Source organism: Chroococcidiopsis sp. CCNUC1 (assembly GCF_023546805.1).
Classification (GTDB): Bacteria; Cyanobacteriota; Cyanobacteriia; order Cyanobacteriales; family Chroococcidiopsidaceae; genus Chroococcidiopsis; species Chroococcidiopsis thermalis.
On the sequence record NZ_CP097480.1, the window covers coordinates 2912458 to 2938350 of the forward strand.

A 25893-nucleotide genomic window follows, 5' to 3' on the forward strand; every position below is an offset into this window, starting at 1 on the left:
TAGCAATTCCAAAATAAATAGTTAATATTTCAAGTATTTTTATCAGTTTTGCTCAAATTTCTCCTCATGCTAGCCAAATTATGAGCGATGATTCCCCATCCTACCCAACGTTCAAAACCTCTACTAGTTTTGTATAAACATCGTTCTAATCCAAAGCATATGTGTGAGAACACTTATACGTCCTTCTATCCCGTTATGCCAGCGGCGACCTTTCTGAAAATTTCTCTTTCTTTCAAAATTATCTCTTTCTTTACTCTTATAGCCTCCCTTGGGGAGGATTACTTGTTTGACTCCTAATTTTTGAGCATAGTTTTCATTTGGGTGAGAATAAACTCCTCGGTCGGCGCTTGCTTGCTTGGGTGGACGACCAAAAATTTGTAGATGCTGGTCAAGGCTCTCAACCCACTGTTGCGTATCGTGAGGATTACCTTTGAGAACTCGATAATTACTGATTAGCCCTCCATCAACTTCATCTAACCAAACTTTATGTCCAAATTCTGTTGATAAATTAGGTTTTCCTCGACAGATAATGTCAGTATGAGCTTCAAAGATACTCACGAGTTTTTCATGAGCCGGAACTCTTTCTTGACGTAAAACACGGCGAGATGACTGAGCAATAACTTGTGTGACGCGAGGAATAAAAATAGCTAAAGCTCGACCAACTTTTGCCGCTTTTAAATCGGTTGAATCCTTGAGAAGAACCTGTACCTTTTGAGCTTGTTTAAGACTAGCTTGAGTTACTTCAAGTAATCGGCGATAAGCTTGTTCTCTATTTTGACGACCCCACTGGCTTCGAGCTTGAGATAGACTATCAATATTGCGAGAAATTTTTCTAGCTGTCCGGTAACGGTTTTGGAATAATCGAGGATGAATTTTTGAGTTTGAACTCAGAATTTCTTTAGCCTTGTACAACAGACGGCTCATAACTCTCACCCCATCTACTAATAAGCTATTATCAGAAGGAAAGTGAATATTTGTGGCTCCTACTGTTCCGTCTGTTCTCATCTTTTGTGCTTTAGTTAATTGCAGCTCGATAGCCATTTGCGTCAGTCGTTGATTCAGTTTCTTCAAAGTTGTTTCACTTATTTGATTCGACCAACGAAAAGCGCGTACTCTTGTTCGGTAGTGGCTGAAAATATACTCGGCAGAATTGTCTTAGAACTAAACTTTCACTTACGTTTTTGATGGTCTTTTCGTAACTCAGGCAGCGTAAGTGTTTCAGAACTATCATCCGTAGTATAACTTCTACAGGAGTTGAATTTCTGCCGGTTTTGGTTGCATGAGAAGAACGCGAGAGATAAGTCAGCTTCAACTAACTCTAATAGGTTCTCATCATCGAGAATCTGGTCAATCTCAACCATTTCAGCATCCATCTTTCCAGTTAATTGCAGCAAAGTTCTAAATTTTTGCTCGATATGATATTTCTTTCGTAACACCTCTCACCAGCCCAACTCGGATTGAGTACCTAAAAGTTCTATCTCAATCACTGTAAGACTTTTAAGTTTCGCACCGGAAACTAGTCTAAACTCCAGTTCCTAGCAAACAGGTCAGAAAAACCACATTTATCGATTTTGGCGCAATGTTTTGCTGAGCAAATGCATTAAACCAAAGTGTATAAATTGCGATCAAACCAGCAGCACCTAATGCCAAAAGGTAGCCTGCTAGAGTTGCCCAAGAGACAGCGCGATCGGTAGATAGCTGAGGCAGCACGATCGCACTGGCTCCAGCCATAGCCAGCAGCATTCCAAAGCCTTCATTTCGTTTAACGTGTAAGCGCACAACATATTTGTAGGCAATAATAAACAAGGGTGAGGTTGTGAATAATAATGTCACTTCTCCCACAGGTGCTAGCTGAAATGCCGTCGTGCCTAAGACATAACCCCCAATAGCTGGCAAACTCAGCCACCAGATCGTTGAAGTGCGAAGGGAGCGAATCAGATCGTGTCGGACACTCGGCGCTAGAAAAAGGATCGGCAGCATTGCAACAGTGGCAACCAGAAAGCGACCTGCCAAAACTGCAAAAGCAGACCATCCTGGAAGCCAGCGGACAAATACACCTACCATACCCCAAGTAGCTGCGGCACATAGAGCCGCCATTAAGCCTTGGGTGTTTAGTGTGGGTTGAGTCATCTAGATTTCATATCCTTGACTTTTCCCTGTTCTCTATTCATCAAAGATTTCGAGTCAATTCGGAAGTATCAAACTGCATCTTTTATTTTTTCTTTAATGCCTTTTTCACCAATTCAGCAATTTGCGAGGGGCGTTCTGCAACTGGAACTTTTGCCGCTTTGAAAGCTTCTAACTTGCTTTTTGCCGTACCGACATTATCTCCTCTGCCAACCACGGCTGCTAGCGTCCCAGTATGCCCCCAGTGTTTGCCAGCTGGTGCATGACAGCCAGCAATGTAGGCTATAACTGGTTTATCGATCGCCTCGGCAATGTAACGCGCCGCAGCTTCTTCGCTATTTCCCCCAGGTTCCCCGACTAAAACGATCGCTTCTGTAGTATCGTCTTCATCGAAAATTTGCAGCCATTGTAGAAAAGAAGAACCAATAATTGCATCACTGCCAATACTGACAGCAATTGACTGCCCTAACCCGGCTTTAGTCAATCCCAAGGCAATTTCGTAAGTCAGAGTCGTGCTGCGACTGACAATACCAATCGAACCTGGAGTATAAAATTCACTGGCATGGGTTCCCAAAAGTAATTTGCCAGGAATGATAATACCCGGACTGTTTGGTCCTACAATTATGGTTTCGTTTGCCTCTGCTTTACGCAACAAGCGCACCATATCCAAAGGAGGTACGCCAGCAGAGATGATAATAATTTGTTTTATCCCAGAAGCGATCGCCTCTAACGCAGCATCTAAAGCTTGATAGGGAGGGACGAAAATAATCGTCGTATCGATCGCCCCAACTGCCGCTACTGCCTGTTCGACCAAATCGAACACGGGTAAATCGTCAATAGATGTCGTTTGACCAGGACTAACTGCGGCAACAATCTGCGTCCCGTAGGCTTGCATACGAGCAATGTAGGGCGACCAGAGCGATGCTGTCATGCCCTGAATTAAAACTTTACTATCAGGCTTTAATTTCATCACTCACTTCTTTTAGGCAACGAACTTTTCGCAACACGGACGGCTTGGGCGATCGCTTCGTCTAAATCTTCCATTGAAGAGACTTGTACCGCATCTAGCTTTGCTTTGGCATCTGCTAAATCCGTTCCTGCCAAGCGCACGACTAGTTTAGGGTATTGGGCATGAGAACGAGTTTTGTGCGTCTTATTGTCGTGCTGTTGTACGAAAGTCGCGATCGCCTCAGCCACTTCTACAGTTGTCGGCACGCTACAAAGAATATTAACTAAGATCGCATGGATAGATTTATCTTGAGCGATCAATTCTAGACCTTGGACGACGCGATCGCAAAAATTCAACCCCCCATTTGCGCCAATTCTTCCATGTCCCACATTTAAGCAAACAGATGGTTTGCGGTGACTGGCTGTGGCGATCAAATCTAAAGTTGCCATCAATAACCCCGCACCATTGCCCAAAATTGCAATATTTCCCGACTTATCTACCTCATTCCACTTGCCAACTTGAGCGACTGATGGATAACCGTTAGGACGGCTAGCTTTTTTTTCTGCCATCATCAAAATATCGGGATGGCGGGCGATCGCTTGGTCGTTGACAGTAACTTTACCATCCAATGCCATTAACTCCCCAGTCGAACTGACCCCTAAAGGATTGATTTCGATCAAATCCAAATCTTTCTGCACGAATAAACCGTACATTTTTTCCACGATAGCGCTGACCGATGCCAGTGCATCTCCCTGCAAGCCCATTTTGACTGCTAATCGGCGGGCATAAAAGGGTGAAAAATCTCGTTCGACTATGACTTGTTGTAAAGCTTCTGGATTGGATTCAACATCGACTCCCCCTTGCGTAGAACCCAGAAGCAACGGACGGCGAGCAACTGCATCGATAACTATGGCTAGGTAAAACTCGCGATCGGAGTTGTATTTTGCCTCCGCTAGTAAAACTTCAGGAAATTCCCCTAAAATTGGTAAATTGAAGATCGTTTGTGCCGCAGCGATCGCGTCGATCGTATTCGTGACGATCTTTACTCCCCCAGCTTTTCCCCTACCTCCCGTCCGCACTTGCGATTTGAGTACTACTGGATAGGGAATCTTCAACCCCTTCAAATCGCGGGGACGATCGATTCTTTGGGAAGGTAAAACTGGAATACCAATCTCGCGAAACCATTCTTTAGCTTGATACTCTAGTAGATCCATTTTTTGATGGTAATAGGTAATAGGTAATGGGTAATGGGTCAGGAGGGATTAGGATTTAGCACTAAGGGATTAGGGTAGCGATCGAGAACTACCAACTACCAACTACCAATTACCAATTACCAATTCATTTATACTTCATCCTTCAAGCCTAAACGATGCTTTTGCCAATCTTGCGCTACAAGGTTAATGCCATAAAATCGCTGCCAAAAGCGATCGACAACTTTAGTTGATAAAACTTTCGTCATCATAAACACCAAAAAATTTCCCCCTGTTGCTGCAATATAGCGCGGGCGGGGATGAGAATCTGTCAGTGCTTTAACAATTGCTTCTGCAACTCGTTCGGCACTCCAAGCACGGCTACTCGTGTGTTTCTCTAAATCTTTTAATTTTTCAAAAGCAGCGCGATAGGGGGTGCGTTCGGGAGTGGCTACGGTTGATTCTACAGCTTGGGCGGCGGCGGCAAAAAAATCCGTGCTGACTGGACCTGGTTCGATGACGCTGACTTTAATATTGAATGGTGCTAGTTCCATGCGCAAAGCATCGCTGAGTCCCTCGAGGGCAAATTTTGAACCACTATACAAACCGCCAAACGGGAAAGCCATCCTACCACCCAGCGAACTAATATTGATAATTCTGCCACCACCGCGATCGCGCATCAGCGGAATTAAGCTGCGGATCAGCGCTAAGGGTGCTAGCACGTTGATTTGAAATTGTCTGGCAGCAGCTTCGTGGGGAATGAGTTCTATGGGTCCCATCTGTCCGTAGCCAGCATTATTAACTAAAGCATCAACGCGACCGAATTTTGCGATCGCGGCTTGGGCTAGGGCTTCAACTTGGTCAGTCTGTGCTAAATCTGTGGGAACGATGAGAACTTCTGCCCCTAATTGCCGACAGTGACTAGCGACCTTTTCCAACTTGTCTGCATCTCTAGCTGCCAAGACTAAGCGAATCGTCTTAAATCGTTCTGCTAAAATTTTTGCCAGTGCTGCCCCAATGCCAGTAGAAGCACCAGTAATTAATACAACTTGTTCGGATAAAGAAAGCATTTTTAGTCAATTTAACGAGCAACAATTAGGGCGAGACAGACAATCCTACCCTATGTTCTGCAAAGATTTTAAAGCGACGAGGGCAAACTTGTCTTATATCTGAGGAGACACAATTAAGAGAGCTGAGGGGGCTGAGGGGGCTGAGGGAGCTGAAGGAGAGTCGCGAAGTTGAGGGAGCGACAACCAACAACCAACAACCAACAACCAAAAACAAATTTCCCACACCCCACACCCTACACCCTACACCCCTTCTTCACGCACCACTCACCACTATCCTTTCACAGTTTCTCGTGCCAAGAACTTTTCTAGTTCCGTCAGCGCGTCAGCATCAACTTTTGTTTGCATCGGGCAGAATTTGGGACCGCACATCGAGCAGAATTCAGCAGTTTTATAAATATCTGCTGGCAGGGTTTCGTCGTGATATTCCTTTGCCCTGTCTGGATCGAGGGATAATTCAAACTGACGATTCCAGTCGAAATTGTAACGGGCGGTTGAAAGCTCGTCATCCCTATCTCTAGCACCGATGCGGTGTCTTGCCACGTCCGCAGCGTGAGCGGCGATTTTGTAGGCAATCAAACCATTCCGCACGTCTTCCGCATCGGGTAAGCCCAAATGTTCTTTAGGTGTGACATAGCATAACATTGCCGTACCATACCAACCTGCCATTGCTGCCCCGATCGCAGAAGTGATATGGTCGTAGCCTGGGGCAATATCCGTTACCAGTGGTCCCAGCACGTAAAAAGGTGCTTCCGAACACTCTTCCATCTGCTTGCGGACGTTAAATTCAATTTGATCCATCGGGACGTGTCCTGGTCCTTCTACCATGACTTGGACATCGTGTTCCCAGGCTTTACGAGTCAGTTGTCCCAAAGTTTTTAATTCTGCTAACTGTGCCTCGTCGGATGCATCGTGGAGACAGCCAGGGCGTAGAGAGTCACCCAAACTAAAGGACACGTCGTATTTCTTAAAAATCTCGATAATGTCGCGCAAGTGCGTGTACAGCGGATTTTGTTTGTGATGGTGCAACATCCACCGCGCTAAAATACCTCCACCACGGGAGACAATTCCGGTAATTCGGTTTTTGACTAATGGCAAATGCTCGATTAAAATCCCAGCATGAATTGTCATATAGTCTACACCTTGCTGGGCGTGTTTCTCGATGATGTGGAGAAAATCTTCCGCAGTGAGCTTTTCAATACTACCGTGGACGCTTTCTAAAGCTTGATAGACTGGTACAGTGCCAATTGGCACCGGAGAAGCGTTAATAATTGCAGTGCGAATTTCATCTAAGTTACCGCCGCCTGTGGATAAGTCCATGACGGTATCGGCTCCATATTTTACCGCTAGATTGAGCTTGGCAACTTCTTCATCTAGGTTGGAAGAGTTGGGTGAAGCACCAAGATTAGCATTCACCTTACATTTGGAGGCGATGCCAATACACATCGGTTCCAAATTGGGATGATTGATATTGGCAGGGATAATCATGCGTCCCCGCGCTACTTCATCTCGAATCAACTCCACGGGTAAATTCTCCCGTCGGGCGACATGATGCATTTCTTCGGTTATTACACCTTTACGGGCAAAGTGCATTTGAGACACGTTATCTTGCCCGCGACGCTTCGCGATCCATTCTGTACGCATTTCGAGTTCCTCGCATAAACAGCTTCCCTCCGCTGGTATTACCCAGTCTCAGGTTCTAAGGGACTGTCTCAGCCTGGTTTCCCAGACACCCCTAGCTATGGTTGTCGATTGTATCACTTCTACCCAGCCGCAGTTTGTTAATTTTTGAGTTAATTAATTTTTTCTATGTATGCAAGCTAAATGATTGTTGGAGTAAGGCGAAAGCTCGTAAAAATAAGATTTGGCGGGAAAAATATACTGTCTATTTCCGAAAAGATTAGACTAAAAATTAATAACCGATCGCTTCAGGATTTTATACGCGATGTTAGCTCCTATACTAAGTTTACTGGCTTACGCGAACGATCCACCGATCGCACCCTACAATCCCAGCATCCGATCGAGCGATCGCAGCGTTCAATTAGTTAAGCAACAAAATAGCGCGATCGAACAGTTACTATCTACTAATGAATGTGAAGGATGTAACCTAGAAAATGCCGAGCTTCAAGGTGCAAAATTGAGGGGTGCAAAACTGAGAGGTGCAAATATGAGAAATGCCGATCTTAGTTATGCCAACTTAGAAAATGCTGACTTAGAAAATACAAATTTAGAAAATGCTAATTTAGCAAGTAGCAATCTTCGAGGTGCGAAATTAGAAAATTCTTACCTGAGATCTGTCGATTTAGACAATGCTAACTTGAATAATGCCAACTTAGAAAAAGTAAACCTGGAAAATGCCAATCTAGAGGGTAGCAGTCTTCGAGGTGCAAAACTAGATACTGCTTATCTCAGGGGCGTTAATTTTCGAGATGCCGATTTGCAACTCGCAATATTAGAAAATGCTAATCTTCAAGATGCTAATTTTCAACGGGCGATTCTCCGAGATGCTGTACTAGATGATGCTTATTTGGGAAATACAAACTTAAGAAATGCCGATTTACGAAATGCTTCTCTACAAGATGCAAATTTGCAAGGGGCAAAATTAGCAGGAACTAATCTGCGCGGTGCAGATCTTAAAGGTGTTTATTTACCTGATGGTATGAGAAATGATTAGGTGATTGGGAGTTACCCAATTGAAGATTCAGATCTCGATCCCCCAACCCCCCTTAAAAAGGGGGCATTGTTCCCCCTTCTCAAGGCAGGCTAGGGGGAATCTTTGAGGATCTATCGTTTTTAACCAAACTGTATCGATCTATATCTTCTTCCAATCCTTTTTGCTCTACTAAATCTACTTCAAATACCTCTGCAAACGATCGCGCAACTTGCAATTTCACCTGCTCTAGTTGAATATCTGGTATCCATTGAGCTAAACTACCCACGGGTTTATCGGCAATCCCGCAGGGGACAATTTTACTGAAACCTGCCATATCGGGACAGACATTCAAAGCAAAACCATGCATTGTCACCCAGCGACTGACTTTAATCCCGATCGCGGCGACTTTATATCCTTCCAACCATACCCCAGTTAAACCAGGGACGCGATCGCCCTGCAACCCGTACACTGCTAATACGCGAATTAAGACTTCTTCTAGCTGCCGCAAATACCAGTGCAAATCTTTGTGGTGGAATTGCAGATTTAAAATCGGGTAGCCTACCAGTTGACCGGGACAGTGATAAGTTACCTCTCCACCTCTTTCTATCCTGTATACTTTTTCTGCACTTTTGTCAAGGTCGAATTGCAGAAAATCTAAACTAGCTCCGTGTCCTAAAGTGTAGACTGGCGGGTGTTCTAGCAAAATTAAGACATCAGGTAAATCGGGATCTTGGCGGCGCTGTTGCAACAGATGTTTTTGCCAATTCCAAGCCTCAGCATAACAGACGAGTCCGTAATTATAAAGATAGCATTGATGGCGTTTCATGGAGATGATTACAAGCGATCGCAAAAAAGTTCAAGCGTATTTTTTACCAAATTTTATTGCATTTGCGATTGACTACATCAAGAAATGTCAAGGAATGCGAAGGATATTAAAAAGAACTAAAACCTCTCTGTTTTCCAGAATACAAAGTGCTAACTTGAAAGTAGAAACACAAACACAGCAGGGAGGAAGGCTTTACCACCACGCCAGACTCGATGTGAAAGTCGAGATTCTACTAGGAAAAATCCCAGATCGCCCTCCAACTGGGAAATACCTGTAGTTTATTAGCAGGAACAAACCCTTTTCGTCAGGAAGTGCGACTGGTAAATTTTCATCGCAAAATAGCGAAGTTGATAAACTAAAGCGTGGTTAAATGGTGACAAAAAGCGCACCAATCGATTGATTTCTGGAGTACTTAAAACACCAGAATTCGGGCTTTTAGTAAGTAGACACTGACAGCAAATTGTTGCTGCTTTGTATTTAACCTAACACAAATTTGGTTCGTATCCATCGGGAGAATTAAATATGAAGCTTGTGATCCATGGCAAAAACATCGAAATCACCGATGCCATTCGCGAGTACGTGAATCAGAAAATAGAAAAGGCAGTCAATCATTTTCAAACTCTAACCACTGAAGTAGATGTTCATTTGTCAGTAGCCCGCAATCCCAGGATCAACCCAAAACAAGCAGCGGAAGTCACAATTTACGCCAACGGAACTGTAATTCGGGCAGAGGAAAGTAGCGAGAACTTATACGCCAGCATCGATCTAGTCGCCGATAAAATTGCCCGACAGCTACGCAAGTATAAAGAAAAATTGCAAGACAAGAAAACTCAGCCAAAAACTAGCTTAGAGGCAGTAGAACCACCTGTTGTTAATGATTTGATTGGCGATCGCACTCCCGAATTACCTAGCGAAGTCGTCCGCACGAAATACTTCGCCATGCCACCAATGACACTGAATGAAGCCCTAGAACAACTACAACTCGTCGATCACGATTTTTATATGTTCCGCAATGCCGAAACTGGAGAAATAAACGTCATTTACGAACGCAATCATGGTGGATATGGCGTAATTCAACCCCGCAACGGCAACGGACACACGCACGGTAATGCTAAGAACGGTAAAGCCCAAACTTCGGTAGAAAAGCCACAGGTTTCTAAGTAACAACAAGTAGAGACGTTACACGTAACGTCTCTACACTGATAACTGTCTAAGCCTACAATGGAATTGGCGAGAAGTTGCTAGGAAGGTAGCGATGAGAGTACCACAGGCTTTCTTGACAAAATTCCGAGCTGCATTTGTCGGTGTCAGCATACTGATGCTAGGGATGCAACCTAGTTATGCTATAGAAACGTTACCAAGGCAAATCAAACCGCAAGAAAACCTACAGGTAGCAGCAACGCACAACAATCGAGGCGTAGAGTTAGCCGAACAAGGAAAATTCTCAGAAGCGATCGCGGCTTTCAATCAAGCAATTGAAATTTATCCTCAGTACGAAAACGCTCACAATAATTTAGGGCTTGCTTTTGGCAATCAGCAACAGTACATCCAAGCAGAAAACGCCTTCAAACATGCTCTTGCCATCAATCCGCGTAATTTTGAAACCTACAATAATTTAGGAATCGCCCTCGGTAGTCAAGGCAAATTTGCAGAAGCGATCGCTGCTTTTCGACAAGCAATTCAACTCAAACCCAACGATCCAACCTCTTACCAAAATCTCGGTGTAGCATTTTGGAGTCAAGGAAATTTGTCCGAAGCACAAGCATCTTTGCATAAAGCCAAAGATCTCTACTCCACACAAAACAACTCAACAGGCATAAGTTATGTAGAGCAGATTTTGCAACAGATGGAAAAGTAATGGGTAGTTGGTGAGTGGCTAGTGGCTAGTGGCTAGATTCAATTTCAGTAACTAGTCACTAGCGACTAGTTACCGATAACTGATTATATTGGCAGAGTCACAACAAAAGTCGTTCCTATTCCAACTTCACTAGTGACGCTAATTTCGCCGCTGTGCAAGTCTACACACTGTTTGACAATAGACATTCCCAAGCCCGTACCAGAGATATTTTCTACGTTACTACCACGATGAAAAGAATGGAAGAGTTGTTCTATATCTTGAGCCGGAATACCAATTCCTCGATCGCGGATGGAGAAAGTAGCTTTTCTGGCTTCAATAGATAAGCTTAAATCGATGTCACCGCCTTTAGGCGAGTATTTAATTGCATTGGAAAGTAAGTTACTCAAAATATAACGGAGCAATTTTTCATCGACATTAGCAGTTATCGGTTGTGCTTGACTGGTAAAAATAATTGAGTGTTTGCTACTAGCACTCATCCGCATTTCTTCTACTAAGTCATGGCAAAATTGTTCTAAGGGTACTGGTGTGGGATTGAATTCGAGTTTTTCGGCTTCAGCTTTACCAATCAGTAAAACATCATCTAACAATTGTGTCATGCGTTTGGTAGCAATTTGAATTCGATCGAGATACATGCGTTTTTTATCTTCTGAAGCGCGATCGCCAAATTGTTCGAGTAGCTTAGCTGACATTAGAATTGTTGTTAGCGGAGTCCGAAATTCGTGAGATGCTGTAGTAATAAATCGCGATTTCAGTTCTACTAACTGTTTCTCTTTTTCTAAAGCGTAAATCATCTCAGCTTCGGCTAACTTTCGTTCTGTGATATTGCGAAATATACCACGGGTAGCGATTGGCTTACCATTGATAATTTTACAATTAATACTACCTGCAACCCAAACTTTCTCACCTTGTTTAGTTATAAATGCCGTTTCTATTTCCGAAATCTGTTTTCCTGACATGACTTCCCGAAAAGTTTTCTGGCAATGCTCTAAATTATCGGGATGAATAACATCAAAAATTCTCAAACGAGAAATTTCATCTTCACTATAATCTAAAGTTTCTTTCCAGGCTCGATTTACATATACTAAATGACCGTCTGGTGTAACACTTTGAATTAGATCGCTAGCATTTTCAAATAAATCTCTATAGCGTTCTTCACTCTCTCGGAGAGCCGCATCAGCTTGCTGACGCTCGTTAATTTCACGCTCTAATTTTCGATTAGTTCGCAATAGTTCTTTGGTACGCTCTTGGACTCTTTGTTGTAGAGATTCGTTTGCTGCCTGCACTTCTTGAAACTTTTCATTTAAAGCCACCGTCATGAACTGAAAATTCCCAATCAACGAATTAATTTCTACTACCTGACTAGTAGGAAATTGCATCAAGTTATTTTCTGGCAATTGGGAGGATAAATCTGTAGTTACAGTAGCTAACTGGGTTAATGGATTTGCTAATTTACGGCTGAGTAGTATGCCGCCAATTAAAACAATCAATACCGTAACTAGCATGAAAGTAAGGTCGTTAATATAAGTTTGCTGTAGGTGGTCGATATAAGGTGCAGCCGGAATTTCTAAAATAAGTTTCCATTGAGAACGATCGTTCAGCGGCTGTTCTTTAACATATAGAGAGCGTCGCCAGCGTACCATCGCCGGAAGTTTGCCTTTAGGTGGTAACCATAGGTATGTATTTTCAAAATATATATTTCCACTGGCTGTCTTTTGACTCAGCGATCGCATTTCTCCCCCACGCAGGCGATCGAAATTTTGCATCAGTTGTAATTTAGAATCGCTACTGGCAACGATCTGGTTATGAGAGTCGAGAAGAATAATTTGGTGAACTCTGTGAGAAAGCTGCGATCGCAAAAAGTTCTCTAAATAGGAGAGGTTGAGGTGAGCGTATACTACACCAGATAAGCGATTGTTAGTTAGTATCGGTACGCCAATATCGATTTGGGGAATTCGTTCATTCGGATGGATGTGGACGTTGCCTATAGTGGGTTTGAGACTAGTTTCGATCTGCTTTAAAGTCTTTATGTGCTGTGCATCTAATTTGCCAGGTGAAGTTAAGGCTGGATCGATTTGGGGTGCAGAGGCAACAATAGTATCGGTAGCATTAATAACTTGTAATAGAATTAATTCGGGATAAACTTGCTGTAGCAACTCCAGGCTGTGCTGTAATTGCGTTGAAGGCGCGTTAGCGGTCGTATTATTAGTAGCTAATTGACCGAGTTGAGATAAAACATTTAAATATTCACGCTGGCGATCTGCCAAACCAGCTATCACCTCTTGAGCAGTATCTTTAAGTTCAACTTGAATTGTGTTGTGGATCTGTTGGGAAACCAAATTGCAATCTAAAACAACTAAAATTAGTGCAGGTAAAAAACAGGAAGTCGCACAAAGAGATAACAAAACCTGTCGCATGGATGGAGTATGCCTGACTTGGGCACGACTCACCCATCTAGAAATAGGTAAGTAATTAATTGCCAAGCTAGCGATAATAGAGTTAAAAATGCCATTGACAGACTGTTTCAACACCACTAACCAAGTTTGAGCCGAATCGACGTGTAACAAGCGGGAATAAAACAGCCACACCAACGGGATACCCAACACCAGCCAGTAAATGACATCTAATAGCACCAAACTTTGTCTTTGGTTGCGCCACAGTAAACCAATAAATAATGCTTCGCCAATCAAAACGATCGCGGCGTAGGGATGATTCCAGAGAAAGAAAGTGTGTACGGAGGCGATCGCTGCGGCAATTGTTCCCCAGCGAATACCGAAAAAGCGCACTACTAATAAAACAGAAATACTACCAAACAAAAAATCTACGCCAAAAAAGAGCGGCAAGCTGAAATAATTACCTGCATACCCTGCCAATAGCAAAATCGCCATTGGCAACCACGAGCGTCTAGGAATTGGGGGTAGTAACATGGTTAACTTTTAGTTACTGCGGCTTTTTAGCATCGCCTCGTAGAGATTACGAGCAAAACCACTGTTGTTAGATTAGTCCAGTTCCGAAATTTTCAGGATGAGTAAAATTACTGATGAAAGCGATCGCGACCCAACTTGCAGCTATTGTCAGCCCAGAATCTGTCTTGGAATGGGAAGATATAGATGCGATGCGACAAGAACACATCCAGGGGGCGATCGCCTCCAATATCGCACCTAGCTGCATTGTCTATCCCCAAACGCCAGCCGAACTAGCAGCAGTCATGGCATATACCGACAGCAACAACTGGCGAATTTTAGTCTATGGCAGCGGTACAAAACTCAGCTGGGGAGGACTGGCAAAAAATATCCAAGTGCTTGTCAGTACCGCACGCCTAAACCGACTCATCCAACACGCTGTCGGAGATTTAACCGTAACTGTAGAAGCGGGGATGAAATTTGCCGATCTACAAGCAGTGTTAGCCCCTACAGGACAATTTCTTGCCCTCGACCCCACCGCACCAGAATCAGCTACAATCGGGGGCATTGTCGCCACGGCTGATACCAATTCACTCCGACAACGTTACGGCGGCGTGCGCGATCAGCTACTAGGTATTTCCTTTGTCCGTGCTGATGGAGAAATTGCCAAAGCTGGGGGACGAGTCGTGAAAAACGTCGCTGGCTACGACTTAATGAAGCTATTTACAGGTTCTTACGGCACGCTAGGCGCGATCGCCCAGGTAACACTACGGGTTTACCCCCTACCACCCGCATCCGGGACGGTGACGCTGACAGGCACGGCTGAGGCGATCGCCCAAGCGACATCTAAAATCAGGAGTTCGGCGTTAACTCCCACCCAAGCCGACCTGCTATCTTCTCATCTAGTCACTACCATAGGAATAGGTCAAGGACTAGGATTAATGGTTCGCTTTCAAAGCCTGAGTGCTAGCGTCCGAGAACAAACCGCACGGCTAGTAGAAATGGGACAACAATTGGGATTGCAAAGCACCACCTACTCAGATGCGGACGAAGCTGACTTATGGCAACAATTACAAGTACAAATACGTTCTCCTCAACCAATGCAAGCAGTTACTTGCAAAATAGGAGTATTACCAGCAACTGCTGTTGCAACTTTGCTCTATTTAGATCGGGTTGCTCCAGAATCGGCGATCGGTACAATCCATGTTGGTAGCGGTTTGGGAGTTATCAGATTTGACAACACTAGTGTCAAGGCAAACACGGTTTTAAGTATGAGAACTCACTGCCAAAATCAAGGAGGTTATTTGTCTGTTTTAGAAGCCCCAGCAGTATTTAAGCAGCAGCTTGATGTCTGGGGTTATCGAGGCAATGCTTTAGATTTAATGCGACGCATAAAACAACAGTTCGATCCAAAAAATGTTTTGAGTCCGCAAAGGTTTGTCGGCGAGATTTAATAAACATTAGTTAATTGTTGATAGTTAATTGTCGATCGCTATCAACCATCAACTATCAACTATCAACCATCAACCACTATGCAAACTTCAGAAAATCCTTTAAATAATCATTTAATAGATCCAGAAACGGGGTCGATTAAGAATTTAAGAGGGTTCGATTCACAACATCCCCCGATCCGAAACTCATCGATACCTGCGTTCACTGCGGCTTTTGCCTATCTACTTGTCCTAGTTATCGCGTCATTGGCAAAGAGATGGATTCGCCTAGAGGTAGAATCTACCTGATGGACGCAATTAACGAAGGCGAAATTGCTCTCAATACCGCTACAGTAGAACACTTTGATTCTTGTTTGGGATGCCTTGCTTGCGTCACCACTTGTCCTTCAGGGGTGCAGTATGACAAATTAATTTCTGCCACTCGTCCCCAAGTAGAACGCAACTATCCTCGTAGTTTAGGCGATCGCCTCTACAGAAAGCTTATTTTCTCCTTCTTCCCCTATCCCCATCGCCTGCGGTGGATGCTAGTGCCTTTATTTTTGTATCAATTGTTAGGCGTGCAAAAACTCGTCCGCGCTACCAAAATCTTGAAATACATTTCTCCTAGATTGGCGGCGATGGAATCGATATTGCCTAAAATTACGCTGAAATCTTTTCGGGACGATTTGCCTACGATAATTCCAGCACAGGGAGAAAAGCGCTATCGGGTAGGAGTAATTTTAGGTTGCGTCCAACGGCTATTTTTCTCTCCCATTAATGAAGCTACTGTCAGGGTATTAACAGCAAATGGCTGTGAAGTCGTCATCCCCAAATCTCAAGGCTGCTGTGCGGCGCTACCGCATCACCAGGGACAAGAAGAACAGGCGAAAGCACTAGCCAGACAGATGATAGATGCTTTTGCCGATACAGGCGTAGATGCGGTCATTATTAACGCTGCTGGCTGCGGTCATACTTTGAAAGAGTACGGACACTTATTGCAAGACGATCCAGAATATCGGGAAAAAGCACAAGCATTTGCAGCCAATGTCAAGGACGTACAAGAGTTTCTCGCTACTGTCGGCTTAACGACAAAACTTTCACCCTTATCTGAAAAACCTTTAACTCTGGTTTATCAGGATGCTTGTCATTTATTGCACGGGCAAAAAATTAGCGTCCAACCCCGTCAGTTGTTGCGACAAATCCCAGGAGTGCAGTTGCGCGAACCAATCGACGCAGCTTTGTGTTGTGGCAGCGCTGGAGTTTACAATATGTTGCAACCAGATGTTGCCGATGAATTAGGTCAGCAAAAAGTCCAAAATTTATTAAATACAGGTGCGAATTTGATCGCATCTGCCAATCCTGGTTGTACCCTGCAAATAAGCAAGCATTTGAAATTACAAGAGAAAAAGATTTCGGTCATGCATCCGATAGAATTGTTAGATTTGGCAATCCGGGGAAAACAGTTATCAGTGACCAGTAACCAGTGACCAGTGCATTTGTAGGGGCGGGTTTGTCGATTTGATCGGCAAATCACAAACATGCTTGATAAACCCGCCCGATCGCCACGAGGAAAACAGTTATCAGTGACCAGTAACCAGTGACCAGTGCATTTGTAGGGGCGGGTTTGTCGATTTGATCGGCAAATCACAAACATGTTTGATAAACCCGCCCGATCGCCACGAGGAAAACAGTGACCAGTGACCAGTGCATTTGTAGGGGCGGGTTTATCGATCCGATCGGCAAATCACAAACATGCTTGATAAACCCGCCCGATCGCCACGAGGAAAACAGTTATCAGTGACCAGTAACCAGTGACCAGTGCATTTGTAGGGGCGGGTTTGTCGATTTGATCGGCAAATCACAAACATGTTTGATAAACCCGCCCGATCGCCAAAACGGATTTACCGATATATTTAAATCAAACAATACAAATTGTTGCGAACCTGCCGCTACAGAGATGGCGATCGCCTACCCAAATCTGAAATGAATTGTCTCCAAAACCAAGCGAATGTTGCGTATACCGAGATCGCAGCTGCGATAACTTTTACTTTGTCCCATAACAGTTGTTTCTGCCACAGTTCTAGATTCAGAAAAAATGAACTGTAACCGTTGACATTAATTCCCCCAAATGGTGCGATCGTACCTACTAAGGAAATTAGAATTGAAACTGAGGCGATCGCTAGAAAAATTCCTCGCAGCAGCTTTGATTTTTGGATGGGTTCGAGAACGTGAGTTAACGGCACGCACGCTAATAACATAATTGAAGCGAACCATCTGACTCCATAACTATGACCGCTATAGTTATTGCTACGAAAAATATAAAACATCACGTAAGCTAAACAAATCGCAGCAATGAATAAATACTCTTTTTTATATTTAAAACCTGGTTGCATTATCGCTCTACTCCAGCCATAAATTGCAAATAATAAAATTGGGGTATAGGATAGCAGACCTCTACTACCAAAAAGCATATGAAAAGCATAAATAGCTAAACTTTGTAAATCGTGTCCTACCAATCCTGAAAGATTACCTGCACCAAAATAAGACCCCGGATAGTCCCATAACTTAGCATTCATTGCTGGAGGAATGATACTGCCAGAAGTATAAAAATTCAACCATATATAAAGTAATATCATCGGAATACAAGCCAAAACGAAAGAAAGCTTAGCTCGATGACACTGATTAAATAACAAAATAGAATACAACGGAATTAAGGCGAACATTGTAATATCAGTGCTGCCAGCAAAAGCAATAAAAAATCCGGCGATCGCGGCATTTCTTACTTCGTGTCGTCTGAGTAATAAAAAGTAAAAGCTGAAGAGTAAAAGACTGCCACTAAAAGCATGATTGTTAAAAACAATTGAATATGGTAGAACTAGCGTTCCCGCCCCCGCCAGAAGCAGCACAATATTTGTCCACTGCTCGTCAATCCGAAAGAATTTAAAAATCTCGTACAAGCAAACTAGTCCTAAGCTGGACATAACGCCCATAATTAGTACTGTTAACAAAAAGTAAGTCACAGATTGATGTGTGGCAATAGTCAGGTTAAAGACAGATTTTAGAAATAAATAAAATACCGAACTATACAAAGCCATAATTGGTGGCTTGTCAGAATAAAAATGATTTTGATAGAAATATTTATCGCCAGTCCAGATATAAGTAGAGCGATCGATACTAAAAGTATGAAAGTCCACCAATGACTCAATCGTTGCCATTCTGGAAGCATCGTTCCAAGAATTAGTCTCTAATTTTGTTAATATTGCAAACAAAAATAAGAATGCAAAAAATATCTGCATTCTTTTCACGATAACTTTATTTAACATCATGAATCAATAATTTTGACTTTTGACTTTTGACTTTTGACTTTTTTATATGGCTTCTCGCTCTAGTAGCAAAGTCACGGGACCATCATTATCAATAAAAACATGCATCATCGCGCCAAACTCTCCCGTTTCTACTTTTAAACCACTGTCGCGTAGCTTTTCCACAAACAGATTGTATAGGTTTTTCGCTGCTTCTGGTGCAGCCGAGCGGTCGAAGGAAGGGCGGCGACCTTTACGACAATCGCCATACAGAGTAAACTGACTGACAACTAAGAGTTCGCCATCGATTTCTGTGACGGATTTTTGCCAGCGATCGTTCCCTTCCTCAGCACCAAATAGACGCAATTCCAAACATTTACGTGCCATCCAGTCCAGTTCTGCTTCCGTATCAGTATCGGCAATTCCCACCAGCAAGTTTAAACCCCGTCCAATTTTGCCAATAGTTTGTTCGCCAACGGTGACGTAAGAAGATTTAACTCGCTGAATGATGACGCGCATAGTGACGAAATAGAGAGTAAAGAGCGATCGCCATATTACTATTACCAAATATGCCAATGGCGATCGCTTTTCCAGTACCAAAAATTTCTTATTTGTCGTTGCTAGCGTCGTGCGGTTTGCTTTGAGTCATTTGTCCGATTAACTCCAATACCCTTTGCTCGAATTCTTGAGGAGAGACTCGTCCTTTGGTCAGAAACTCCGTATGTCCTAGCTTGAGCCGATTTCGCTCCGACTGGTCGAGGTCTTTGGCAGAATAGACGACTAAAGGAATACTGTAAAGGCGATCGTGTTGATGCAGCCACTCAACGACACCAAATCCATCCACTTGAGGCAAAATTAGATCGAGAATCAGTAGATCGGGTTTGATTTCTTGACTTAAACGAATTGCTTCGCGTCCATTTTTGGCAAGAAAAGTTTCAATATTATGACTTTTAAGCAGTGCGAGCAAAAGTTCGGCTAACTCGGCATCATCCTCAACCAGCAATACCCGGACTGGTCGAGCGTTTTTAGCCAGAGCTAGCTTGAGAGAGTCAAACAGCGAGTTTTCATCAACTGGCTTACTCACCCAAGCGCTCGAATTTTGACTGAGCGGACTCTGACTAGGAGCGCAAATACTACAAATGACGATGGGAATGTCTTTCGTATCCGATCGCTCTTTCAGCTTTGCCATCACCTCCCAGCCATTCATTTTTGGCATCAGCAAATCTAGTAAAATTGCATCAGGATGTAGGGTAGCAGTAGAGGCGATCGCTTCTTGCCCGGAATGCACGACGACCGTGCGATAGCCTTTATGCTCAAGCAAGGTTTGTAGTTCAGTCCCAACATGAGGATCGTCGTCACAGATAAGTATGAGGGGAGACGAGTCAGGAGTAAGGATTGAGGGAGGAGTTAAAGAGTTATCTGCCTCGCGACTAGACTTAGCTTGTAGGATAGGCAGCGTAAAGTAAAAAGTACTGCCTTCACCCAGAACGCTTTCAACCCAAATGCGCCCGTCATGCTGTTGTACGATACTGCGGCAAATTGCCAACCCTAAACCAGTCCCATCATGCTTGCGGGAATCTGTTGAGTCAACTTGTTGAAATCGTTCAAATATACTATCGAGTTTGTCGGCTGGAATACCGCGTCCAGTGTCTTTCACTTGGAATGTGATATGAGGGGTGAGGAGTGAGGAGCAAGGAGCGAGGGGATCGGAGAAGTTTGAATTTTGGATTTTGAATTTTGGATTTTGGATGTCTCCCCCTGTGTTCCCAGCTCTTCCAGTTCTCTCTACTTCAGTTTCTCTCGCTCCTCGCTCCTCGCTCCTCGCTCCTAATTCCACACTCAACCAAACCGTACTACCACTAGGGGAAAATTTAATTGCGTTAGAAAGTAGATTGGTGAGAGTTTGCACGATGCGGTCTGGATCTGCCCATACCTGGATCGGTAGGCTAGAAACAGATAAGGTAATTCCAGCTTTGTCGGCGAGAGGCTGCATCACGTTCACTGCTTCAGTTATCAACTCGGTAACATCGCAGCTTTCTTTTTCCATCTTCACCTTACCCGACTCGATCCGCTCGATATCGAGAATGTCGTTGATCAAACGTACTAGGCGTTCGGTGCTATCGGTGGCAATTTGCAATAAGCGTTGTCCCTGCGGTGAGTCTGGCTGGAGTAAACCACTAGCAAGCATCCCTAAAGAACCGTGAATCGACGTTAAAGGCGTGCGGAGTTCGTGACTGACAACGGAAATAAACTCATCTTTCATCCGCTCGATTTGCTTGCGATCGCTCACATCATGCAAGTAAACCGTATATACTGTTTTTCCTCCCAAATTTAACTTGGAGATACTCGCCTCGGCAGGAAATTCAGTCCCATCCTTGCGGCAACCGTAAATTTCGCGTCGTTCTCCCATCCGGCGAGCTGAATTTGGGGATTGACCGAATTCATCTACGTGCTGACGATGTGCGGTAGCAAAACGCATTGGTAGTAACAAGTCGAGCGGTTGTCCGATCGCTTCTGCTGCTGAGTAGCCGAATATTCTCTCGGCTCCAGAGTTAAACAAGGTGATGCGTTGATTGCTATCGATTGAAATAATCGCGTCATCGGCTATTGCGACGATTCCGGCAAATAAGGCTTGAGAATTTTGTAATGCTGCTTGGGTGCGCTGGCGCTCGTTTAACTCTGATTGGAGTTGCTCGTTCAGCTTGCAGCGATTTTCGCTTTCGACAGTGTTCGTTGCTCTGACTTGGTTAATCCGGTGTAGTAGTTTTATCCGCTCTAAGCGATTGACGATCCGAGTCACGAGTTCGGAACCCACGATCGGCTTACTCACAAAATCATCTGCACCAGCACTAAAAACCCGATCTACAATGTCGGCATCGTGATGGACTGTCAAAAATAAAATTGGTAGATCGCTCCAGCGCGGCTCGTTACGTACCACCTGGCATAGGTCGATGCCATTAACATAGGGCATTTCCACATCTAGGATCAACAGATCCGGTGCAGTGGCTTCTAAAGTTTCCCAGAACCGACGCGGATCTTCTAAAGTTGTCACTTTCAATCCCCAAGGATTGAGCAATGCTGGTAACACTGCGAGGATTTTTGGATCGTCGTCCACAACAAGTAGATGAGCTTCTGCATGGGGTGCATTTTCTAATGCTTGTGCCACTGCATCTAGTACTTGTGCGGCAGGCATAGGCTTTTGCAAAAAGGTGCATCCACCACTACGAGCAATTTGCAGCCGATGGCTCAAGTCTGTTTGCTCGGTCAAAACTAGCACTGGTACGGGTGGCTGACGCTGCTTCAGTTCCGCTAGCAAGCTCAAACTCTCTTCATGACGCGGACAGATATCAGGATCGAGCAGAACAATACTGGGATGCTCTTGGTAAAGCTTGTTTCTAGCAGTATCGAGGTTATTAGCGATCGCGACCCTAAATCCTCTGTCTGTAGCTGCTGCGGTTAACTGTTGGGCGATCGAGCGTTCGCGATTGACTATCAGTAGCAATGGTTGCTCTGAATCTGCTTGTGGCTTACCTGCTTCTCCTTTCTGCTCAATTTCTTGACGCAGAGCCAACACTAGACGGCAAAAATTTGTTGCCTCAGATAGCAAGACAGCGCGATCGCCTTTTAGCATCTGCTCAATTTCTTTTGCCAGTTTCGATCCTTGCGCCAAGCCGAAAGTTCCTAACGATCCTGCTAGGGTATGCGCTTCTTTTCGTGCTGATTCGAGCAGTTCTGGAGACAAGGCATTATTTGCGCTGACAGCAGCAGATGCTTGCTCCAACACGCCAATCTGTTCTGCAATCCTGGGCTTAAATTTATGCCAAATTCCTGCAACTGCCGATAGTGTTGAGTGGTGAGTGGGGAGAATTCGGAATTCGGAATTCGGAATTCGGAATGAGGAGTGACTTGTGACTTGTCTTGCTCCCCTGCTCCTCTGCCCCTCAGCTCCCTCAGCTTCCTCAGCCCCCTCAGCTCTCTTCTCCAAAGGCTTGAGACGATACCCAATGCCGTAGACAGTTTCAAGCAGATCGCTATTAGCTCCTGCGGCTTTGAGTTTTTGCCGCAATCCTTTAATATGAGTTCGCACGGCTTCTTCGCTGGGAAGGTCTTCATAAGACCAGAGATGTTCCAAGATCGTGCCGCAACTAAAAACGCGGCGACTGTTACGTAAAAACAGCTCTAAAAGCGCGTATTCCTTGGGAGTTAATGACAAATGCTTTTGACGATAGGTTGCCTCACAACTACTCGGATCTAATTGCAAGTCGCCCCACTTTAGTACTGGCGGGGAAACTAAACCGCTACGACGCAATAGCGCTCGTACCCTTGCAACTAACTCTTCTTCATCAAAAGGTTTAATTAAGTAGTCATCTGCACCCGCATCTAATCCAATTGCCTTCTCATGGCTGCTATCTCGACCAGTTAACAATAAAATTGGCATTGACAAACCTTTAGCTCTGATTTGACGGCAGAGACTAATGCCATCCAGTTTAGGTATGACGACATCCAGTACGATTAAGTCATAGTCGAAAGCTTGGACTAAATCCCAAGCAGCAAGACCATCGACAGCAACCTCAACTGCATAGTTGTGGTTGGTGAGAACGGCAGTTAGTGCATGGGCGACTAACTCGTCATCTTCTACAACTAAGATTTTCATTGCTAACTAGCTTTTCCCTGGCGATAGAAGATAGCAATTAACGAGCAAAATACAGAGGAAATGCAATCCAAAAATTGCTATCAAGCCGATCTTTAATCAAGCTACTTTATAGGAATCGCTTAAGTTTACAAGTAGCAAGAATTTGTTACATGGGAAAAGCCGATCGCCTAATATATCAAAACCTTAGCGATCGGAAATGACTCGCCAGTTGCTACAGGGCGCGGAAACCGCCTCACCACAATGTTTCCGCTGTACAAACCTTGCCGCGATTTTCAATTGCTAGACTTGTATCCGAGTGATACTTCACGTTCAGCCGACTGTAGTTTCTCTGCTGGCTGCGCTGGGGACTGTACCGTTAAGACAGAACAAGAAGCGTGATGCAAGACGTAATTGCTGACACTACCCATAAAAAATTCAGATAAACCCCTGCGTCCCCTGCGTCCGGTGACAATTAAATCTGCCTTCCAAGCCAAAGCAAAGTCGCAAATCAGCCGCCCAGGACTACCTGATAGTTGCCGAAATTCCACGTTGAGCCCAGCAGCCATTGCTTCTTGATGGCGCGATCGCAACATGTCCAAACCTTGTTTTGTAAACGCTTCTCGCTGCTGTTGGTACAATTCCATATTTTTTTCATACACCGATGGATAGTATTCCAAGCTCGGTAAAATCGGTGTAGGGCTGCCAAGTTCTTCTTCCGATACTACGTGCAACAACATCAGGCTGGCGTTGTTTGCCTTAGCTAAAGACAAAGCTGTATCGAACACCTGTTTGCTACTTTTTGACGTATCTACTGCAACCAAAATTTTCTGGAACATAACAACCGCCTTTGCAATTCGTAATTCGTAATTCGTAATTATTGATGAATCGAGTCAATGTTCAATATATAAAAATAATTTGAGGAAATTGTGAGGAATCAGTTATCAGTTATGGGAAATAGGTAGAGAAGCGCTATAGCGCTTCTCCACAAAAATTACTTCCCAACCTTAGAAGTGTCATTAGTATCGAGGTGCGATCGTAAAACAGAAGGAGTATGTACCCAGACAGCTTGTTGCGGTACGGGAATAGCAATATCGGCGATATCGAAAGCCTTTTTCAATCGACGGCGATATTCTCTGGCTACATCCCATTGTTTGAGGGGTTGGGTTTTAATCCAAACCCGAATAATTAAACCGCGATCGCCAAAATTATCAACTCCTAGTACTTCTGGTCTTTCTAGAATTTGATCTCGCCACTGGGGATCTCGATCCATTTCTACACCCACCTCCTCAATTAAAAATAATGCTTGGTCGAGATTGGCATTGTAAGCAACGGGTATACTTAAATCGGCACGCGACCACCGACTAGAAAGGTTTGCCACAATTTTAATTTCACTATTGGGAATAGTAATTAATCTACCTTCAGCATCGCGTAACTGAGTGATTCGCAGATTGAGATTTTCTACCAAACCGCCAAAAGTACCGACGTTAATTACGTCACCTACGGCGTACTGGTCTTCTACAATAATCAAAAAGCCATTGATCGCATCTTTAATTAAACTTTGGGATGCTAGAGATATGGCTACACCAAGTAGCCCCGCACCAGCTAACACTGGAACTAAATCTACACCCAGAGTTGAAAGGACAAGTAGTAAGCCCAAAGCGACAATACTAATAGTGGTCACGCTTTTAGCAACACCAGAAATTGTCATTACCCGCAGTTGCAAGCGTACGTAGTCTTGAGCGCCTAATAAGGCATTATTCGCCAGTGCATGAGTAAAGCGATCGATCGCAACATAGCTGGCGCGAGTGGCGACATAGGCTCCAATTGAGACAAGTCCAATCACGGCGGGAATTCTGACGATTGGAATTTGGAGTATCGCTAGAATCCAAACTGGAATAAACCGCGTGTAAGGGAACAACCCTAAAATTACCAGCGTTCCGCCAACCCATACGCCAGTTTGAGATAGCTGAAATATTCTTCGCCTGACTTCTCGTAAGTTATTTTGCTGTTGCTGCGTTAATTGTGTCGTGACTGACTCTGAGGGATCTGTGGGAGTCGTCGAAATTGGTATGACTCGATCTAAACGATCGCGCCAACGGCGAATTCCCCAGCTAGCCACTACGATACCCACAAAAATTCCAGTGGCGATCGCACCTCGGCGGATCAAAACTTGAGGTTTTCGTTCCTCTTTTGCCGCTTTCAGCTCTTGTGGCAGAGATTGTACTAATTTGCGTGCCAAATTTTGCACGCTTGTTTCTCCTTGAACCTCAGCATCTAAATCGGTGGGAGTGAAGAGATACTGCTGATTAATCGAAATGGCTGGCAGAGTTTGAGATACACCCGTGGGACTATTTGCATCCGTAATCGTTTGGCGTTGAGATTTGACTTCCAGTTCCTCCTCAGAATTGCTGGCAAAGTAATCTTCGCTAATTTTTTCTAAGTTTGACTGCACCTCATTGACCCGCTTAGCTAACTCCTCCCTAGAAGATGCCGTAACCTGAAACAAACGACGACCATCTAAGGTAATCCAGTCAGTATAGATCTGTCTTTGAGGATTATTGCGATCGCGAGTTGGTTGGTAAGCAGATAGAAAATTGTCGATTCCTGGGAGATCGAGTGAATGTAAACCTGGAATAGGTAACGATTGCTGTAAATTCGCTGGTTGTGTCGGCTTGGCTAGAGTGGGGGCAATAACTGAAGCATTCAGCACGATTGAACCCAAAATGCCACAAGTGAAACACATGACTAGCCGTCGTCTGCTTTTTGGTTTAGCGATCGCCTGAATTTGAGAGCGCACGTCCACACCTCCTACTTTTCACACTTATACACATTACTAGATGAAGGATGGTTGTTGGGAAGTGAGTAGTGAGTGGCTGGTGGCTGGTGGCTGGTGGCTGGTGACTGAACTCAATTCTTGTCATTAGCTGCTGCTAAAACAGCAGAGTCAAAATGCTCTAT

17 protein-coding genes, 2 pseudogenes and 1 riboswitch are annotated in these 25893 nt (G+C 44.2%); of the genes and pseudogenes, 6 read left to right on the plus strand and 13 right to left on the minus strand.

All coding sequences use genetic code 11. The features are described 5' to 3' along the window. Positions 1 to 29 precede the first annotated feature (29 nt). The 6 genes and pseudogenes from M5J74_RS13595 to thiC form a co-directional block, all read right to left on the minus strand. Positions 30 to 1436: pseudogene (locus M5J74_RS13595) on the minus strand (ISNCY family transposase). A gap of 85 nt (positions 1437 to 1521) precedes the next feature. Next, positions 1522 to 2130: an EamA family transporter gene (locus tag M5J74_RS13600; protein WP_250016975.1), complete on the minus strand. Its 609-nt coding sequence runs from the start codon at positions 2128 to 2130 to the stop codon at positions 1522 to 1524. An 82-nt stretch (positions 2131 to 2212) separates the two neighbouring features. Further along, on the minus strand, positions 2213 to 3097 hold the full coding sequence (locus tag M5J74_RS13605; protein ID WP_015154625.1) for a CoA-binding protein: 885 nt from the start codon (positions 3095 to 3097) through the stop codon (positions 2213 to 2215). Further along, a complete protein-coding gene (locus M5J74_RS13610) occupies positions 3097 to 4290 on the minus strand; it encodes a succinate--CoA ligase subunit beta (protein WP_015154626.1) in 1194 nt (397 codons plus the stop codon). Before M5J74_RS13610 ends, M5J74_RS13605 begins: the two co-directional genes overlap by 1 nt. A gap of 128 nt (positions 4291 to 4418) precedes the next feature. Continuing rightward, positions 4419 to 5336 (minus strand): SDR family oxidoreductase, encoded by a 918-nt coding sequence (locus tag M5J74_RS13615; RefSeq protein WP_015154627.1) that lies wholly within the window; start codon positions 5334 to 5336, stop codon positions 4419 to 4421. A gap of 270 nt (positions 5337 to 5606) precedes the next feature. Beyond that, entirely contained in the window at positions 5607 to 6977 is a 1371-nt protein-coding gene (gene thiC / locus M5J74_RS13620) for a phosphomethylpyrimidine synthase (RefSeq protein WP_015154628.1), read from the minus strand. Between the two features lie 7 nt (positions 6978 to 6984). Then, a riboswitch (TPP riboswitch) is annotated at positions 6985 to 7080 on the minus strand. 198 nt (positions 7081 to 7278) lie between these two features. Here thiC and M5J74_RS13625 point away from each other — a divergent pair. Further along, positions 7279 to 8007, plus strand: coding sequence for a pentapeptide repeat-containing protein (locus M5J74_RS13625; RefSeq protein ID WP_106216063.1), 729 nt, complete (start codon positions 7279 to 7281; stop codon positions 8005 to 8007). Between the two features lie 79 nt (positions 8008 to 8086). Here M5J74_RS13625 and lipB read toward each other — a convergent pair whose 3' ends face one another. Next, complete coding sequence (lipB, locus tag M5J74_RS13630; protein ID WP_015154630.1) at positions 8087 to 8812, minus strand: lipoyl(octanoyl) transferase LipB; 726 nt, start codon at positions 8810 to 8812, stop codon at positions 8087 to 8089. Here lipB and M5J74_RS13635 point away from each other — a divergent pair. The 3 genes from M5J74_RS13635 to M5J74_RS13645 all read left to right on the plus strand — a co-directional run bounded on the left by M5J74_RS13635 (position 8811) and on the right by M5J74_RS13645 (position 10670). Beyond that, entirely contained in the window at positions 8811 to 9089 is a 279-nt protein-coding gene (locus M5J74_RS13635) for a hypothetical protein (protein ID WP_106171161.1), read from the plus strand. The two genes, lipB and M5J74_RS13635, sit on opposite strands and share 2 nt — an antisense overlap. A gap of 245 nt (positions 9090 to 9334) precedes the next feature. Further along, complete coding sequence (gene hpf, locus M5J74_RS13640; RefSeq protein ID WP_015154632.1) at positions 9335 to 9976, plus strand: ribosome hibernation-promoting factor, HPF/YfiA family; 642 nt, start codon at positions 9335 to 9337, stop codon at positions 9974 to 9976. A gap of 91 nt (positions 9977 to 10067) precedes the next feature. Beyond that, on the plus strand, positions 10068 to 10670 hold the full coding sequence (locus M5J74_RS13645) for a tetratricopeptide repeat protein (RefSeq protein WP_250016976.1): 603 nt from the start codon (positions 10068 to 10070) through the stop codon (positions 10668 to 10670). Positions 10671 to 10753: 83 nt separating this feature from the next. On the opposite strand, the gene M5J74_RS13650 is transcribed toward M5J74_RS13645, so the two are convergent. Next, positions 10754 to 13594, minus strand: coding sequence for an ATP-binding protein (locus M5J74_RS13650; protein WP_250016977.1), 2841 nt, complete (start codon positions 13592 to 13594; stop codon positions 10754 to 10756). Between the two features lie 113 nt (positions 13595 to 13707). Between M5J74_RS13650 and M5J74_RS13655 the strand changes: the two genes are divergently transcribed. Both M5J74_RS13655 and M5J74_RS13660 read left to right on the plus strand, forming a co-directional pair. After that, positions 13708 to 15024, plus strand: coding sequence for an FAD-binding oxidoreductase (locus tag M5J74_RS13655; protein ID WP_015154635.1), 1317 nt, complete (start codon positions 13708 to 13710; stop codon positions 15022 to 15024). 78 nt (positions 15025 to 15102) lie between these two features. Next, positions 15103 to 16487: pseudogene (locus tag M5J74_RS13660) on the plus strand ((Fe-S)-binding protein). A gap of 462 nt (positions 16488 to 16949) precedes the next feature. Here M5J74_RS13660 and M5J74_RS13665 read toward each other — a convergent pair. The 5 genes from M5J74_RS13665 to M5J74_RS13685 form a co-directional block, all read right to left on the minus strand. Further along, positions 16950 to 18326 (minus strand): hypothetical protein, encoded by a 1377-nt coding sequence (locus M5J74_RS13665; RefSeq protein WP_250016978.1) that lies wholly within the window; start codon positions 18324 to 18326, stop codon positions 16950 to 16952. 42 nt (positions 18327 to 18368) lie between these two features. Continuing rightward, positions 18369 to 18821 (minus strand): D-aminoacyl-tRNA deacylase, encoded by a 453-nt coding sequence (gene dtd, locus M5J74_RS13670; protein WP_106166070.1) that lies wholly within the window; start codon positions 18819 to 18821, stop codon positions 18369 to 18371. 88 nt (positions 18822 to 18909) lie between these two features. Further along, the gene (locus M5J74_RS13675) at positions 18910 to 22956 is read right to left on the minus strand and encodes a response regulator (RefSeq protein ID WP_250016980.1); all 4047 of its coding nucleotides are present in this window, start codon (positions 22954 to 22956) and stop codon (positions 18910 to 18912) included. 272 nt (positions 22957 to 23228) lie between these two features. Continuing rightward, on the minus strand, positions 23229 to 23771 hold the full coding sequence (locus M5J74_RS13680) for a universal stress protein (protein WP_015154640.1): 543 nt from the start codon (positions 23769 to 23771) through the stop codon (positions 23229 to 23231). 155 nt (positions 23772 to 23926) lie between these two features. Continuing rightward, positions 23927 to 25732 carry a mechanosensitive ion channel family protein gene (locus M5J74_RS13685; protein ID WP_250016981.1) on the minus strand — a complete coding sequence of 602 codons (1806 nt, stop codon included), beginning with the start codon at positions 25730 to 25732 and terminating at the stop codon, positions 23927 to 23929. Between the last annotated feature and the right edge of the window lie 161 nt (positions 25733 to 25893).